Source organism: Edaphobacter sp. HDX4 (genome assembly GCF_036877565.1).
GTDB lineage: Bacteria > Acidobacteriota > Terriglobia > Terriglobales > Acidobacteriaceae > Edaphobacter.
Genome location: NZ_JAEDXW010000018.1, coordinates 1 through 14,590, shown reverse-complemented (window position 1 = coordinate 14,590; position 14,590 = coordinate 1). Strand labels below are relative to the sequence as shown.

At 56.1% G+C, this 14,590-nt stretch carries 15 protein-coding genes and 1 pseudogene; 10 read left to right on the top strand and 6 right to left on the bottom strand.

From position 1 onward, the window contains the following. Positions 1 to 4 precede the first annotated feature (4 nt). From JAO29_RS16510 to JAO29_RS16495, 4 genes are all read right to left on the bottom strand, one after another. Positions 5 to 379 (bottom strand): Dps family protein, encoded by a 375-nt coding sequence (locus JAO29_RS16510; RefSeq protein ID WP_334269353.1) that lies wholly within the window; start codon positions 377 to 379, stop codon positions 5 to 7. A 23-nt stretch (positions 380 to 402) separates the two neighbouring features. After that, on the bottom strand, positions 403 to 549 hold the full coding sequence (locus JAO29_RS16505) for a hypothetical protein (protein WP_334269352.1): 147 nt from the start codon (positions 547 to 549) through the stop codon (positions 403 to 405). A 90-nt stretch (positions 550 to 639) separates the two neighbouring features. After that, positions 640 to 1,170 (bottom strand): YceI family protein, encoded by a 531-nt coding sequence (locus JAO29_RS16500; RefSeq protein WP_334269351.1) that lies wholly within the window; start codon positions 1,168 to 1,170, stop codon positions 640 to 642. A gap of 680 nt (positions 1,171 to 1,850) precedes the next feature. Continuing rightward, positions 1,851 to 2,141, bottom strand: coding sequence for a hypothetical protein (locus tag JAO29_RS16495; protein WP_334269350.1), 291 nt, complete (start codon positions 2,139 to 2,141; stop codon positions 1,851 to 1,853). Between the two features lie 37 nt (positions 2,142 to 2,178). Here JAO29_RS16495 and JAO29_RS16490 point away from each other — a divergent pair, with 37 nt between their 5' ends. From JAO29_RS16490 to JAO29_RS16470, 5 genes are all read left to right on the top strand, one after another. After that, complete coding sequence (locus JAO29_RS16490; protein ID WP_334269349.1) at positions 2,179 to 3,780, top strand: Na+/H+ antiporter; 1,602 nt, start codon at positions 2,179 to 2,181, stop codon at positions 3,778 to 3,780. Positions 3,781 to 4,017: 237 nt separating this feature from the next. Continuing rightward, complete coding sequence (locus JAO29_RS16485) at positions 4,018 to 4,374, top strand: pirin family protein (protein WP_334269348.1); 357 nt, start codon at positions 4,018 to 4,020, stop codon at positions 4,372 to 4,374. A gap of 100 nt (positions 4,375 to 4,474) precedes the next feature. Further along, a complete protein-coding gene (locus JAO29_RS16480) occupies positions 4,475 to 5,491 on the top strand; it encodes an MBL fold metallo-hydrolase (RefSeq protein ID WP_334269347.1) in 1,017 nt (338 codons plus the stop codon). Between the two features lie 360 nt (positions 5,492 to 5,851). Beyond that, positions 5,852 to 7,378 (top strand): phospholipase D-like domain-containing protein, encoded by a 1,527-nt coding sequence (locus JAO29_RS16475; protein WP_334269346.1) that lies wholly within the window; start codon positions 5,852 to 5,854, stop codon positions 7,376 to 7,378. 6 nt (positions 7,379 to 7,384) lie between these two features. Further along, entirely contained in the window at positions 7,385 to 8,182 is a 798-nt protein-coding gene (locus JAO29_RS16470) for an endonuclease/exonuclease/phosphatase family protein (RefSeq protein ID WP_334269345.1), read from the top strand. A gap of 273 nt (positions 8,183 to 8,455) precedes the next feature. Here JAO29_RS16470 and JAO29_RS16465 read toward each other — a convergent pair whose 3' ends face one another. Together JAO29_RS16465 and JAO29_RS16460 are read right to left on the bottom strand one after the other, a co-directional pair. Continuing rightward, on the bottom strand, positions 8,456 to 9,796 hold the full coding sequence (locus JAO29_RS16465) for a carbohydrate porin (protein ID WP_334269344.1): 1,341 nt from the start codon (positions 9,794 to 9,796) through the stop codon (positions 8,456 to 8,458). Between the two features lie 140 nt (positions 9,797 to 9,936). Beyond that, on the bottom strand, positions 9,937 to 11,172 hold the full coding sequence (locus JAO29_RS16460; protein WP_334269343.1) for an amidohydrolase family protein: 1,236 nt from the start codon (positions 11,170 to 11,172) through the stop codon (positions 9,937 to 9,939). Between the two features lie 163 nt (positions 11,173 to 11,335). Between JAO29_RS16460 and JAO29_RS16455 the strand changes: the two genes are divergently transcribed. The 5 genes and pseudogenes from JAO29_RS16455 to JAO29_RS16440 form a co-directional block, all read left to right on the top strand. Beyond that, positions 11,336 to 11,482, top strand: a complete 147-nt coding sequence (locus tag JAO29_RS16455) for a hypothetical protein (protein ID WP_334269342.1) — start codon at positions 11,336 to 11,338, stop codon at positions 11,480 to 11,482. Between the two features lie 318 nt (positions 11,483 to 11,800). Further along, positions 11,801 to 13,069, top strand: coding sequence for a M20 family metallopeptidase (locus JAO29_RS16450; protein ID WP_334269341.1), 1,269 nt, complete (start codon positions 11,801 to 11,803; stop codon positions 13,067 to 13,069). A 32-nt stretch (positions 13,070 to 13,101) separates the two neighbouring features. Then, a complete protein-coding gene (locus JAO29_RS16445; RefSeq protein WP_334269340.1) occupies positions 13,102 to 13,743 on the top strand; it encodes a trimeric intracellular cation channel family protein in 642 nt (213 codons plus the stop codon). Between the two features lie 242 nt (positions 13,744 to 13,985). Next, positions 13,986 to 14,114 (top strand): annotated as a pseudogene (locus JAO29_RS23585) (SOS response-associated peptidase); the annotation flags it as partial. Between the two features lie 58 nt (positions 14,115 to 14,172). Next, positions 14,173 to 14,590, top strand: a 418-nt coding sequence (locus tag JAO29_RS16440; protein ID WP_334269339.1) for an SOS response-associated peptidase, incomplete at its 3' end; no start/stop codon positions are given.

Genomic DNA, 14,590 nt, shown 5'->3' with positions numbered 1-14,590 from the left:
GGTTCTAATGGTCGGTGGAATCCAGTCGCCGGCTTGCCTCAAACAGGAACCAGGTGCCTCGCTCAGTCTCGTCAATCCAGACTTCAATGAGGCTAGCTGTGGCAACATCGTTGTGATCTTCACAAACTCCGTGAGCCTCGCGAAGACGCGCGGCAAGAGTCTTGCTGTCCTCACGCTGTTCGGCGAGCATGTCCTCCGGTTCCACGTATTCGGCATCGTTATCCAATATGCGTTGTGTCCGAGCGATATGGCCAATTGATCGGATCGTCGTTCTGCCTATCTTGCGGATGCGCTCGGCAATCGGATCGGTTATCGCGAACAGCTGGTCGGCCTGTTCATCGAGCAGCAAGTGGTAGTCGCGGAAGTGGGGCCCACTCATATGCCAGTGGAAGTTCTTGGTCTTCAGATAAGCGCGAACACGTCGGCCAGAATAGCGTTCATGGCTGCCGCGATATCTTTCGTCGCTTTTGCTTCTAAATCGGTCGGAGTGATTAAGGTAGCTTCTTGTCTGCGCTCCAGATTATGTTTCGTTGTAGTCGAAGTGTTCATCGAATCACCTCATTGGTTTCGAATTGATGAGTGTCCAGACAGATGCCAAGTGCATCGCCGAATAGCTCCTATTCTGAACTTACTCAGGCGTCACGCACGGACCACCTCCACATCGATGTTGATCTTAACCTCGTCGCCAACAAGCACACCTCCTGTTTCCAAAGCTGCATTCCAGATCAGGCCGAAATCCTTGCGGCTCAGCTTTCCAGTCGCAGAGGCTCCCATTCGCTGTTTTCCCCATGGGTCCTTGATTTCTTGCGTTGAGCCTTCCACGTCCAGCACGATTTCACGGGTGACTCCGTGAATCGTTAGATTCCCTGTAAGCGTGGCTCCGCCCTCGTGCATCTCAACCTTCGTACTGCGGAAGGTGATCGTTGGAAACTTTTCGACATCGAGAAAGTCGGCGCTTTTCAAATGGGTGTCCCGTTGATCATCGCGGGTAGCGATGGATGAGGCATCGATTGTCGCTTCGACTGTGGAGTTGGCTGTATTATCTGGGTCGAACATCACAGTGCCGGAGACCTTTCCGAATTCGCCGCGCACATTCGAGACCATCATGTGCCGCACACTGAAATGGACGGAAGTATGGGCCGGATCAATTTGGTATGTTATCTGCGACATAGATAATTCTCCTCTTTGATTTTTCTTTACCGCTTCGACCGATCAAAAGGCTGATGAAGTCTTCTCGACAGGGGCCCACAAATGCGCCTGCCCATCGTGGCGAAATACCGCTGGATTATAGGTACCATCGCAATCCACATGATCGTTTGTGCTCCATGCTCCGGCCCTTCAAAACCACGATCCTGGCCTTCGGCAGTGCAGGGGCAGAGAAGGTCCTAGAGGATGCATGTTCATACGTTCTCGAAGTCTGCCCGCACCTCAATGTTGACCGGTCAATATCGTATCTCACTTACGAGTCAATTCATGCTCTGTAATCTGTTGGGGAATATCGTCGTCTGAAGTCCAGGCGTGCGTATGTCAGCGATTCCGAGGTAAGAGTAGAATTCTTCCCATGAAAAACTCGGATGACAACTCGAACAATCCGTTCCAAAAGGGTAATCCATTCAAGAGCCACAACTACAATAAGCTATTTTTTCAATTTTCAATGGCCGTGGTTGTATTACTTCTCATAGGATGGCTGCTTATCGCTTCACACGTCATTCATTTTTAGATATTCCACGAAGCATCCCTTGAAGCGGGGCCATCCGTCACGTGAACTCCGGCAAGCTCTTGAGTCATTGCGCGGCTCGTCTAGCTGCAGCGCTTGTATCTCATCATTGTCCATACATTTATTTTTCCTTTCAAAGTCGACTGGAGAATCCAGCAATACCTTTCCATTTGGATCCGCAATCTTCAAGCGGCAGGCCGAAGAACCCAGTCCGATCCACCGTCATCGATACGAGAAGTTCACCGTCATTTCCAGCTTCATAGAGGGCTGACTTCAAAGTTGCCGGCCCTCTGTTCATGGTCAAGATGTGCGTCCGTTGAGAAATCATCCTGAGGTCATCCTCCAACCGGCCAGCATCGGAATAGTTCCTCTTTTCCTTCATGATAGCGGCTTGATTTGACGTGCCATCCGATGCCAGCAGCACGGGGATGTATCATCGGTGACGAAAAAGGGATGCCTGGATGAGCGGCGGGTCTACGGCGCATCAATTAGAGACGTTATTGCTGCTTCTCGTTTTCGTGGCGGGCTTCTCGGGATTGGCTCGCCGATGGAGCGTTCCCTATCCCATCGTGCTTGTGGTGGCTGGCCTTGTGCTTAGTTTTATACCGGGCATTCCGCGGATCCCGCTGAGCCCAGACGTGGTTTTTTTCATCTTGCTTCCTCCTCTACTCTATTCAGCTGCGTATCTAACGAGTTGGCGCGACTTCCGATACAACCTAGTGAGCATCGCGATGCTTGCATTTGGACTGGTGGGATTCACAGTCTGGGGAGTGGCATATACCGCTGATCACCTCATCACTGCGCTGGACTGGAAGTCCGGCTTTCTGCTGGGAGCGGTGGTGTCGGCGACGGATGCGATTGCGGCCACTTCCATTGCGAAGACACTGGGGCTGCCGCGCCGCATCGTGGATGTACTCGAGGGTGAAAGCTTGCTCAATGATGCGACGGCACTACTGGCGCTTGAATTTGGGCTGCTATTTCTGCTTCGCGGAAAGCTGCCTTCGGCTGGAGAGGGGCTGCTACGGCTGGCATGGCTGACGGCGGGCGGGATCGGTGTAGGGCTCGCTCTTGGAGCGGTGGAGGCGTGGTTCGAGCGCTTCGTGAACGATGGGCCGATCGAAATTGTCATCAGTCTGATTGTGCCTTATGCCGCCTACTTGGCGGGGAATGCGGTCCATGCTTCCGGGGTGCTGGCAACCGTGGCCTGCGGGCTTTATATCGGACGGCGTAGCTCGACAATCTATTCCCCAACTGCGCGGCTCCAACTCAGGGCAGTGTGGCAGGCAATGACGTTCGCGATGAATGGGCTGGTGTTCGTGCTGATTGGGCTGCAGCTGCCATATGTGTTGGCGGGCATTCGGGGGTATGGACGTTGGACGCTGTTGCTCTATGCGGCCATATTCAGCGGCGTTCTGATTGCGCTGCGGATGATATGGACGTTCCCAGGGGCGTGGTTCGCCTTTTGGATCCGGACGCGCCTGCTTAAGCAACAACAAACTCCGCCAACCGCGCGGGGCCTGTTCGTCGTGGGATGGACAGGAATGCGTGGGGTAGTCGCCTTAGCGGCCGCCTTCTCCCTGCCAGAAACGCTGGCCGATGGACGTCCATTCGAGCAACGAAATCTGATCATTTTCCTGACATTCTCAGTCATCCTCGTAACGCTCGTCTTACAGGGTTCCACTCTGCCGGCGTTGATCCGTGTGCTTGGACTGGCGGGCAGAGGCGGCATGGCCACGGAGGAGCGGGAGGTCCGGCGGACAGTGATCGAAGAGGGACTCGCGAAGTTGCGGTCCGACCGGGAACGGGCCAGCGTGGATGAGGCTCAAATATACGATGACCTGATCCACCAATACGAGCACCGACTGGCGGCAGTGAGCGGCTCCGGTGGACCGGCGCATAAAGAGAGCCGTGGAAATTTTGAGCGGATCGTCCACAGCGTGGAGCAGACCGAGAGAAATACGTTGATACGGCTTCGCGATGAAGGACAGATCAGCGACCAGGTGCTGCGCGCGGTGGAGCGGGATTTGGACCTGACGGCGAGCCACCATCACAGTAGGCCCTGAAGGGCACGAAATGAACCCTTCCCGCGATCTCAACAGGATCGCGCTCAAAAAATTGACATTCCCTTCCGAGGAGCCAGTCATGCCTCCTAAAAGAAAGCTCCGGGTCGTTGGTTGATAATATTTATCAGCATGTACCGCCGTGTTCTCGGCCTGCTTGCCACCTCGAGCAGCTAGGTGTAGTCCCCCTGGCGAAGCGATGCATGCGTCCCCACAATCGAAACGCGTACGCGCACGGGCATGATCGCGCTAGACAATCTGGACGCACATTTCGTCCACCGGTTCAAAGTAGGTGTAGTATGGTACGGCATTGCGCAGGAAGAACTCCACTCGCTGGAGGGAATATTTCCATCTGGGCCTATCAGGCAACTCCTTATAGCCAAGCCAGCGCTTGAAGGGGCGGGAGTTCGTCTGCGCCGCGCCTTCGGCTTCGGAAATACATCAGAGGTTGATCCATTCCTGCTCCTCGACGGTTTTCGCGACGACGTTCCGGGAGATTATCTGACGGGCTTTCCCTCGCACCCTTGCCGCGGCATCGAGACGATCACTTACGTCCTCGCCAGCACGGTGGAGCATGGCGACAGCATGAAACTGTAGGAAAGCAGTCGCGACCTGGGTCAGAATAAAGCCGCTAGAACGGGTAACGCTTCTACATGAGAAAAGAACTGGCATTGCCCCTTCGGAAAAGGAGAACAGCATGAAAGACAGCAGCATATATTTAACGCGCCGCACGATGCTCGGCACTCTTCTCGCCGTTCCCGCGTTGGCACTGCCACAACCGTCCACTCCATTACCAAATTATCAATCGCGGGAAATCGAAGAGGCTCGGGTTCGAGCTGAGCTAAAAGATGCAAAGGGGACCAAGCTAGTTCTTCTCGGAACTGGCGCAGGGCCGCTTCCCGGACAGAATCGACACATGCAGTCGAGCATACTTGTTCACAATGGGGCAGCCTACGTAGTCGATTGTGGCCTCGGCGTCACGGACCTCTTTGCGCGAACCGGTATTCCTTTTTCCGCGGTCCGTTCGATTTTCATAACCCATCACCACCCGGATCACAACGTCGAGTACGGGCCATTCCTGATTATCGGCTGGATCCATGGATTGAAACAATCTGTCACCGGATTCGGGCCACCACCGCTGGCCCAGATGACGGAAGACTATATGAAGTCTATGAAAGTGACGATTGATTTCTGGGCCGAAGATTTCAAGCTTACGCCGTTCGGAGTGATCACCTGCACGGATTTGCCGAAAGAGGGTCCGGTGATGCAAGACGAGAATGTTAAGGTGTCATCGGTCTTGGTCCGGCATCCGCCCGTGCGGCCAGCCTACGGTTACCGTTTTGATTTCACGGATCGTGCCATCGCATTCAGCGGTGACACCGTTCCGCTGGAGGCGGTTGCGCAGATGGCAAGGGGCGCCGATGTCCTAGTACACGAAGCAATGGAGGTGCCGGCCACTGAAGAGATGGTTCGCCAGCAGAGTACCGAGTGGCATTCTGCAAGCTTCGATACCATGATGCATCACATGCGGGCAGATCATTCACCTACCGAAGACGTTGGACGGATCGCACAAGAAGCAGGGGTAAAAACGCTTGTTCTGTCGCACCTGACGCCTGACTCGAGCGCTCTGGTTTCGGACAACAGATGGATTCAGGGAGCATCGAAGTATTTCAAGGGCCAGATCATTGTCGGTCACGACCTGATGGTGATATAGCGCTCGTTCTACCCGGCAGCGCGAGGAAACGGACCTAAGGTTTCACACTCAAGGCTAATTGCGCATCGACGATGAGGGCTTGCGTTTGCCCATAGACAATGGTGGAACTGACCCGGAAGCCATTGTGCCGGTCACTGCATATGGACGCTTTCATCTGAAGGCCTGAAGACATCAAATACTCCTTCAGGTCGGCGCGGCGGTGCGGCCGATCAGGCTGTTTTTCAAGAGCTTCTCTTTGAATGCAGGATAAAACTCCCTCAACAGGCCAAGGATCGTAGATGACTTCTGCTACATCGCGCGTTATGGGGCAATCCGGGTGGTCCGTGCCCAGCATCCGATGAAATGACGGAGAATAGCACGATGAGCACACCTTTAGAATTCGATCGAGATGAGCATGACTGTTCCAGGGTGAAGCATGGACTTCCCGACCAGGCGTTTTCCCGCGCTGCCGGTGCAGCGCTCATTGAAGGGAATCAGGTTCGGCTGCTCAAAGATGCGAGGGAAAATTATCCAGCATGGCTTGATGCGATTCGCAACGCGAAACACCATATCTATTTCGAAAGCTACATCATTCACGAGGACGCTGTTGGATGCGAATTCGCGGATGCCCTGATTGCAAAAGCCGCCCAGGGAGTGCGTGTGCGGCTCATTTATGACTGGCTGGGAGGTTTCGGAAAGACATCTCGACGCTTCTGGAATCGCTTGCGCGTGGGTGGCGTGGAAGTGCGCTGCTATAACCCCCCGCGGTTTGACAGTCCACTGGGCTGGGTTTCGCGCGAACATGGCAAGATGCTTGGGGTTGACGGAGAGAGAGCATTCATCACCGGGCTGTGCGTCGGAATGGACTGGGTCGGTAACCCGGCGAAGAACCTGGATCCATGGCGTGATACCGGAGTAGAAGTCCGAGGAAACGCGGTCATCGATATCGAGCGGGCGTTTGCGCAGGTCTGGGCGAATATGGGCGCGGCGATTCCTGAGCAGGAATGGGTGCACAAGTACGAGGGTCCGCCGGCCGGAACCGTGGATATGCGTGTGGTCGAGAGTACGCCAGCGACAGCCGGCATGATCCGACTGGACGAACTTGTGGCCGCGCTGGCGCAAAAGCGTCTATGGATGACGGACGCTTATTACGCCGGGACTACCACTTTCGTGCAAGCGCTGAGAGCGGCAGCTACGGCCGGCGTGGACGTCCGGTTACTTGTGCCGGGCGGCACGGACATAGGACTGCTTAAACCATTGTCACGAGCGGGCTATCGACCTCTTCTGCAAGCTGGAGTGCGCGTCTTTGAATGGAAGGGAACCATGTTGCACGCGAAGACCTCGGTAGCGGACGGTCGTTGGGCTCGCGTAGGATCCACAAACCTTAACATCGCGAGCTGGTTCGGTAACTGCGAGCTGGACGCGGTGATCGAGGATGAAGGCTTCGCGCGAGAGATGGAAGAGATGTACCTTCAGGATTTGACGAACGCGACGGAGATTGTCCTGGATACAAAAAACAGGGTGCGTGCGCCAGGTGAGCCGGCGCTCTCGCACCCAGCTCTTACGAGCGGGGGTGGCAAGGCGGCGGCGGCGGCAGCCGGAGCGCTGCGGATGAGTAGCTCTATCGGAGCCGCGATCACGAACCGAAGAGTCTTTGAGCCCGTCGAAGGGAAAATGTTGTCAGCTACCGGAGCGCTTCTTCTTGCTATAGCGATTCTCCTGGTGATTTATCCCAACGTATTGGTTTACCCGGCAACCATTTTCATTTTCTGGCTTGGCTGTGCCCTCCTTTACAGAGCATACAAACTCTTTCGGAGGCGTAAAAGCCCCATGGTTGGGCCCAATGCTAACCACGGAGGTCGTGACAGTCTCGAGTGCAGGGATCGAGAACGAACATTGCGAATGTGAGGCATCATGCCGGAGCCACCATGTCAACTCGATCGCGAGACTACCGCCATGGTTTCCGCGTGTGCTGCCGAGGCAGTACGTCATCGAACCTTTTGCGCGGTCTCGCTGAATCTGGCGAAGGAATCCTGCTCCGATAAAGTGATGAACGCGATTCGCGCGGGTCCACATTTACGCGATGCGGACATCTTTTTGTTCCAGGAGGTTTCTCGGGATAGCGGAAAAGCAGGTGTGGCTGAGGAGGTGGCGGGGAGGCTGGGCTTTCATGTGTATTTCGCGGACGCTCCTGAGATCGCTGACCAGGGTCTCGCGATCGTGAGTCGATTTCCCATACTAGAGAGGAAGACCGAGCGCCTGAGGTCTTTCGATCTTCGATTTCGTAGCCGGAAGCGTTTTGCCATTGCAGCGACTGTGCAAACCACCTGGGCGGAGGTGCGTATCTGGAACCTGCATCTCGATACACGCATCAACGTGCAGCAACGCCTGGAGCAGTTGCAGCCAGTACTGGAGGGTGCCGCGCGCCACGCCGGGCCGCAATTGATTGGAGGCGATTTCAACACCAATGACTTGTACTGGTTGAGAAATGTGTTGCCAGTGCCCTCGCGGCATGCGCATATCCCTGCGGTCCGTGTCGCGATGAGACAACATGGATTCGAGAGTCCGTTGCCAGATGAGTTGATTACATGCCCGCGGATTCGTCGACACCTGGACTGGCTCTTCGTGAGAGGACTGAAATCGCTGGAGGCCGGTGCCGAACCGGTTCCGTTCTCCGATCACAGAGCGGTTTGGATTTGCGCCCAAATTTAACGGACCAGCGATCCTACCGCCGTGCTCTCGGCCTGCTTGCCACCTTGAGCAGCTAGGTGTAGGCCCCGCTGTCAAAGCGATGCATCCTTCTCCACAATCGAACGCGTACGCGCGCACGGGCATGATCGCCCTCGACATCTGGCCGCACATTTCGTCCACAGGTATTTCAAGGGCCAGATCATTGTCGGTCACGACCTGATGGTGATAGAGCGCTCGCTCTACCGGCAGCTGCGAGGAATGAGTCAAGGACGGACCTACAATTTCACACCCAAGCTAGAACGTCACGCCCGTATGCAGACCGATGACGACAGCGTTGGGAATGGATCCGGTGGCCCCGGGCCGCATAATGTACTGGAGGTTCGGTCGGACCGAGAGCCACGGTGCGATTTGAATGTTGTAGTCGATTTCCCCGATGCTTTCGTATGTTTGGATGCCGACCGAGCCCGGAGCCACGGTGTTGCGGTCTTCTTGATAGCGGGTTAACCGCGGATTAATGCTACCGTGCGCGAATAGCACGCTAACAAAATCAACATCGCGATGCCTAAACGTGCCTTCACGGATGCCCCCGGCAGCGACGAAGTACTGGTAAGTCGCTGTTGCCCGGTCGGCAATCCCAGCTATCACGCCCACTCTCAACAAGCGCTGGGGGTTAGAACTATCGCGCTCGATCACTTGATCTCCAATCACATACTCACCGAAACGCGCAGTGTGCTCCATGAACGGCGCTCCTGTAAGACCCGCAGACAATCCGTTAAGATCCGTTAACACGTCGGGTGTTTTAGACGAGTTGTAGTAAGCTCCGAGCTTATAAGTACCCGCCAAAGTAGTCTGAGGATTGCCTGGCAGCCAGCCAAATTCAACGGGCACGAGTATGCCAGTGCCGCTGAACCCGAGGTCGAAACCTTCGTCGCTGTCTTTTGCCTTTGGGTTGACCTGGTAGAGTCCGGCCTGGGCATAGAGCCGGCGCGTAGGGTTCACCCTTACGCGGGCTCCCCATTGCCCAACCGGATAGTTGTTGGCGCCGCTATTGGTAGTCATCGGGGACGGATGTCCGCAGATGAAGCCATTCTGAAAATCGCAAAAAACAGGCAACGACGCTAAATAGTCACCTGCAAGCGACCACCCAAGCTCGAAGTTCAGCTTGTTTGCGAACAGAGTCTGCTGATAGTTCAACTCGGCAATCCGAAAGTTCTGACCAGCGCCATAAAGCTGCTGAACAGCGAACAGGTTTCCAATCGCGTCGGCAGAAAGGCTACGGCCCACGCGATCATTAAATGTAATCTGGATAGTTGCACCCTGGTCATGGATCAAGCGGCTTAGATCGAGGTCGGCGCCGAAGTTTACTTCTTGCGTATATCGCGCACTTTGTCTTTGGCCGCCTACCGGATTCGCAGTGCTTTCCGTGAGGAAACCAGCCCGCAGTCCAATTCCCGCTCTTTCCAGCGTAGTGCGTACGCCGGCCCAATCACCGGTCAGGGTGGCTCGGTCCAGCCAACCCATGGGTCGAGAGGTAAGGCATTCCTGAGCCCCCAAAGGATATGTAGACGCCGTTAAGAGCAGAGCCCATAAGAGCATCCTTAATTTCGTCGCCGAAATATGCATGAACTTAGACATCCGGTTCTCACCCGCATCTAGCAGAATTGCCGCTCTCTTGACGTAAGCAGCCATCGCAACGCAGGAGGGTGAGAAGTCTACGGGAAAGAGGATATTTTTGATCAAGGACCGCGCGATCCTATCGGAGTGTTCTCGAGATTTCATTTTCTCAGAACGCCGACTTGTCCAGGTCCGCGGTATACGATTCCATCCTTCATCACGAAATCAACTTTCGCCGTAGCGCTGATGTCTTCAATAGGATTGTCCGGCATAGCGACGATATCGGCGAGTTTACCGGGAGCGAGCATCCCGAGGTCGTCGCGGCCTAGGAGTCCAGCGGCAACGCTTGTGGCCGTCTTCAGAGCTCGGACCGGACTCAGGCCCGCTTTGACCATCGCCTGAAATTCGAGAATGCCATGACTGAACGGAAACATCCCGCAATCAGTTCCGTAGGCGATCTTGACCGGGCTTGCGGCGAGCAGCTTTTGTGAAGCTAGAATCTTTTCGTTATCGCGCCGGAACTTCCACACAGCCTGACACGGCAGCGTGCCGGCTTGTAATTCGTGCAAATCTTCCTGAGTCATCTGCATTGTGGGAACGACATACGATCCCACTTTAGCGGCCATTTGAAGTCCCTCGGAATCAATCAGGTAAGCATGTTCGAGACTGCGCGCGCCAAAGCGAATCGCCTGCTTACAGCCTTCGGCAGCGCCGGTGTGCACGGCAACCGGCATGCCCAACTGGCGTGCGGTCGATGTCAACGCCTCTATCTCATCGTCGAACCACGTGACACGCGCCGGATCGTCCCCGGCACTGAAATAGCCGCCAGTGTTGCTGGTTTTGATCCAATCGCTGCCGAAGGTATGTTCGCGGCGCACCAGGGCCTTGATGCTTCCGGAATCGTCCGCAATTGCCGACACTGGTAAATTCCAGCGAGGGCTATAGAAGCCGCGCAGATCGCCATGGCCCGCGCCCGCGGAGAGAATGTGCGCCGCGACAATCAGCCGAGGCCCCTCCACAAAGCCGGCGTTAATCGCGTTGCGAAGATCGACGGTCGGCCATTCCGGATCCACGGAGCCGAGATCGCGTAAAGTCGTGAAGCCGTAGCTCATGTACTCGCGAGCGAGGCTTAACCCTTTCAGTGCTTTGCTGGCGGAAGATTCGAGCGTCTGGTGTGCCAGATTAGCCGCGTCCATCGTCAAGTGGACATGGGTATCGATGAATCCAGGCGTGACCGTCCGAGCGGACAGATCAATTACCCGCGCCCCTGGCGGCCGCTCGACGGAGCGGCCAATGCTCGCGATTCGATTGTCCTTGACCAGGATCTCCGCCGGTCCCGTCAGGCTCTCCGAGACACCGTCAAATACGCTCCCGCACACAAGCACAGTCGCACTCATCGTGAGCCCCCCTTCAACATCCCGTCCGGTCGATCGTACTAGTTTCGGGGTTCGATTGCTGTTGACGCGCGCGATGGGAGAATGCCAACCTCGTCGCATTGCCATAAGCCTGAGTCCGAAGCAGAGGAATGGCGCCCGTTGTCGCCGACACGGGAGGGGGAATATGCAGCATCCTGGCGGCGACCACAACCAACGCGTCGACGAGAGCTGCGACCGCGTACAACTCGGTGCGCAATACGGTGGGATATATCTCAAGAAGACATCGCGCACCAGCATCCCGAGCAACGTCGTCGCGACTGGTTCGGCGTGAAAGGCCAGCGCCTTAGTCGCGCCGGCAACAGCAAAGAGCGTCAATCCAGCGGCAGTGAATACCAGCACAGGGCTGCTTTAGCCGGTTAATGATGCGATAGCAGTAGAACGTAATCAAGCCTGCGAGGATCGAAGCAGCAACATATCGCCAGTTGTGGAAGGCCGGCGGAATCCTGATTCACCGTTTGGCCATCAGTCCATATCCGCTCCGTAGGCTTCTGAAGTGTGGGCCTACATCCCTCGATGCAGCTTCGCCTAGTCCGCCGGTGTTTCACTGCAGTCTCAAGTTGTAGAATTACCCCGCGAAAGGATTGGACACATGGGCGAGACTATATCGAAGACCTCCGCGACCCTACTTGCAAATCTCGATGGCCTGCTTCCAGACTTGGAGACGATCTACAAGGACATCCATTCTCATCCGGAACTTTCGATGCAGGAGAACCGGACAGCCGGGGTGGCTGCGGACCACTTGCGCGCCGCCGGATATGAAGTAACTACCGGCGTTGGGAAGACCGGCGTCGTCGGTTTGCTGCGCAACGGCGAGGGCGCAACAGTAATGCTGCGCGCTGACATGGATGCGCTGCCGGTTCAGGAAGCGACTGGCCTCCCTTATGCCAGCAAGGTCACGGCGACTGACAGCGCCGGGAAGACCGTGCCGGTGATGCACGCCTGCGGTCACGACATGCATGTGACGTGGCTGATCGGTGCGGCCACCCTGTTTGCGAAGTCCCGCGATGCATGGAAGGGGACGCTGATGGCCGTCTTTCAACCGGCAGAGGAGACCGCGCAGGGCTCACAGGCGATGATTGACGACGGGCTTTTCAAGCGATTCGCGAAGCCCGATGTCATACTCGGCCAGCACGTGATGTGCATGCCCGCTGGTGTTATTGGTGGACGCATCGGCGTCACGACCTCCGCCGCCGACAGCCTGCAGATCAGATTATTTGGTCGCGGCGCTCACGGATCGATGCCCGAGGCCAGCATCGATCCTGTTGTGATGGCAGCATCAACGGTATTGCGGTTACAAGGTATTGTCTCGCGTGAAGTGCCACCGACGGAGGCCGCTGTGGTGACCATCGGGGTGTTGCAGGCAGGGACGAAGGAGAATGTCATCCCCGATGAGGCAGTCATCAAGTTGAACGTACGCACCTTCGACGAGGGGGTGCGCAAACTGGTGCTTGCGGCTATTGAGCGCATCGTGAACGCCGAAGCCGAAGCCTCAGGTGCTCCCAGGAAGCCAGAGATTACGCTGCTGGACAGCTATTCTCTTACAACGAATGATCCGGTTGCGACCAAGCGGGTGCGCGATGCGCTTCGGGCACATTTTCCATCTGACGATGTGCAGGAGACCAAGCCGACGATGGCGAGCGAGGACTTCGGATCTTTCGGAGCAGAGTGGCACGTTCCGTCGGTCTTCTGGTTCGTCGGCGGAGTAGATCGCGACGTCTATGCGAAGGCGAAGAGAGACGGCACTATCGGTCAACTTCCAACCAATCACAGCCCATACTTCGCACCGGTGATCCATCCAACTCTGGAGACGGGGGTTGAAACACTGGTTGTCACCACGCAGGACTGGCTGGAGAAGTAACGAGTCAGGCTTGAACCAGGAGATAGATTAGAGTGGTCGAGCCCTTTCACATTTCAATTCGAATGGACACGTTTCACGAGGTGCTCGATCTGGGCGGCACATTTGTGTTCGCCCTGAGCGGGGGCGTGGCTGGAGTCAAGCACAGGCTTGATATCTTTGGCGTCCTTGTTTTGTCCTTTGCGGCAGCTAACTCCGGTGGAATCGCACGTGACGTGATGATTGGAGCGACGCCGGTTGCGGCGCTCAGCAATTGGCGATATGTCGTTGTATCGTTGCTTGCCGGTTTGTTGACGTTTTATTGCTATCGGTTCATTAACCGCCTGAGCGGTTCTGTTCTGATATTCGACGCAGCCGGTCTGGCGCTTTTCGCTGTTACGGGCGCGACGAAGGCCCTTACCTATCACCTTGGCCCGATCTCGGCGGCGCTGCTCGGGATGCTGACAGGAATTGGTGGTGGCATTGCGCGTGACATCCTCATCATGGAAGTCCCTGTCGTGTTGCGCGCTGACCTTTATGCCGTCGCTGCTTTGGCTGGTGCAGCGATTGTGGTGATCGGATACATGCTACATCTCTCGTCTGCCCTGGCTACCTGTGTCGGAGCCGTTCTCTGTTTTGGGCTGCGCTTCATGGCGATCCGGTACGGCTGGAGGCTTCCCGTTGCCGCTGTGGAATAAACAGTGGGCAGTCATCAAATAGAATGTTGGCCCGACATCTCCAGAGACACGACGAAATCTCCGTAAGGATACGGGATAACAAGTATCAGCCGTGTGCCACATTATGTTTACCTTGGGCCAGTACAACGCTCTCGCGTGCTTCGAAAAACAGCTTGAGTCCCTGGTCGATTCCCATGGGATCCTCCAGTATTTAGTTTGACCATCAATCGCATCCAATCGTTGCAGGGGTTATGTAATAGATCATGTGCGGCCGCTACTACCGTAAGTCAGACAAGCAGAAGATTGCCGAGGCGTTCCACGTAAAGCAGGTCGAAGACTTTCCCGTGCCGCCATGGGACTACAACGTCGCCCCTCAAACGATGCAGCCTATAATTCGGGCCAATCGGGATACTGGCGATCGCGAGCTCATATCGCTTCGTTGGGGCCTGGGTGCCATTCAGCACCAAGGCCCTTGCCGATCTAAAAGGGAAGACCACGATCAATGCTCGCTCCGACAGCGTGACCCGCGGCTGGTGGGCTCAGCCGTTCAAGAAGCGCCGATGTCTGGTTCCTGCGGCCGGCTTCTATGAGTGGACCCACAAGGATCCAAAGAACAAACGTCCCTTTGCATTCGACCTGAGCAACGGGAAGATGATGGCCTTCGCCGGACTATGGGACGCCTGGAAAAATCCTGTCGACGGAAGCTGGCTTCAGACCTTCACGATCATCACCACTGATGCTAATCAGTTGATGACGCCGGTGCATAACCGCATGCCGGTCATCCTGCACGAGAGCGAGTACACTCGATGGCTGGATCGCGGGGAGACCCACCAGCCGCCCATCGATCTCCTGCGCCCCTTCCCCGCCG

What these genes read in the sequence shown, in the direction of transcription:
- JAO29_RS16510 (WP_334269353.1), bottom strand. Translation starts at nt 379, where the DNA reads ATGAGTGGGCCCCACTTCCGCGACTACCACTTGCTGCTCGATGAACAG.
- JAO29_RS16505 (WP_334269352.1), bottom strand. Translation starts at nt 549, where the DNA reads ATGAACACTTCGACTACAACGAAACATAATCTGGAGCGCAGACAAGAA.
- JAO29_RS16460 (WP_334269343.1), bottom strand. Translation starts at nt 11,172, where the DNA reads ATGAGTGCGACTGTGCTTGTGTGCGGGAGCGTATTTGACGGTGTCTCG.
- JAO29_RS16490 (WP_334269349.1), top strand. Translation starts at nt 2,179, where the DNA reads ATGAGCGGCGGGTCTACGGCGCATCAATTAGAGACGTTATTGCTGCTT.
- JAO29_RS16465 (WP_334269344.1), bottom strand. Translation starts at nt 9,796, where the DNA reads ATGTCTAAGTTCATGCATATTTCGGCGACGAAATTAAGGATGCTCTTA.
- JAO29_RS16450 (WP_334269341.1), top strand. Translation starts at nt 11,801, where the DNA reads ATGGGCGAGACTATATCGAAGACCTCCGCGACCCTACTTGCAAATCTC.
- JAO29_RS16455 (WP_334269342.1), top strand. Translation starts at nt 11,336, where the DNA reads ATGCAGCATCCTGGCGGCGACCACAACCAACGCGTCGACGAGAGCTGC.
- JAO29_RS16475 (WP_334269346.1), top strand. Translation starts at nt 5,852, where the DNA reads ATGAGCACACCTTTAGAATTCGATCGAGATGAGCATGACTGTTCCAGG.
- JAO29_RS16485 (WP_334269348.1), top strand. Translation starts at nt 4,018, where the DNA reads ATGATCGCGCTAGACAATCTGGACGCACATTTCGTCCACCGGTTCAAA.
- JAO29_RS16480 (WP_334269347.1), top strand. Translation starts at nt 4,475, where the DNA reads ATGAAAGACAGCAGCATATATTTAACGCGCCGCACGATGCTCGGCACT.
- JAO29_RS16470 (WP_334269345.1), top strand. Translation starts at nt 7,385, where the DNA reads ATGCCGGAGCCACCATGTCAACTCGATCGCGAGACTACCGCCATGGTT.
- JAO29_RS16500 (WP_334269351.1), bottom strand. Translation starts at nt 1,170, where the DNA reads ATGTCGCAGATAACATACCAAATTGATCCGGCCCATACTTCCGTCCAT.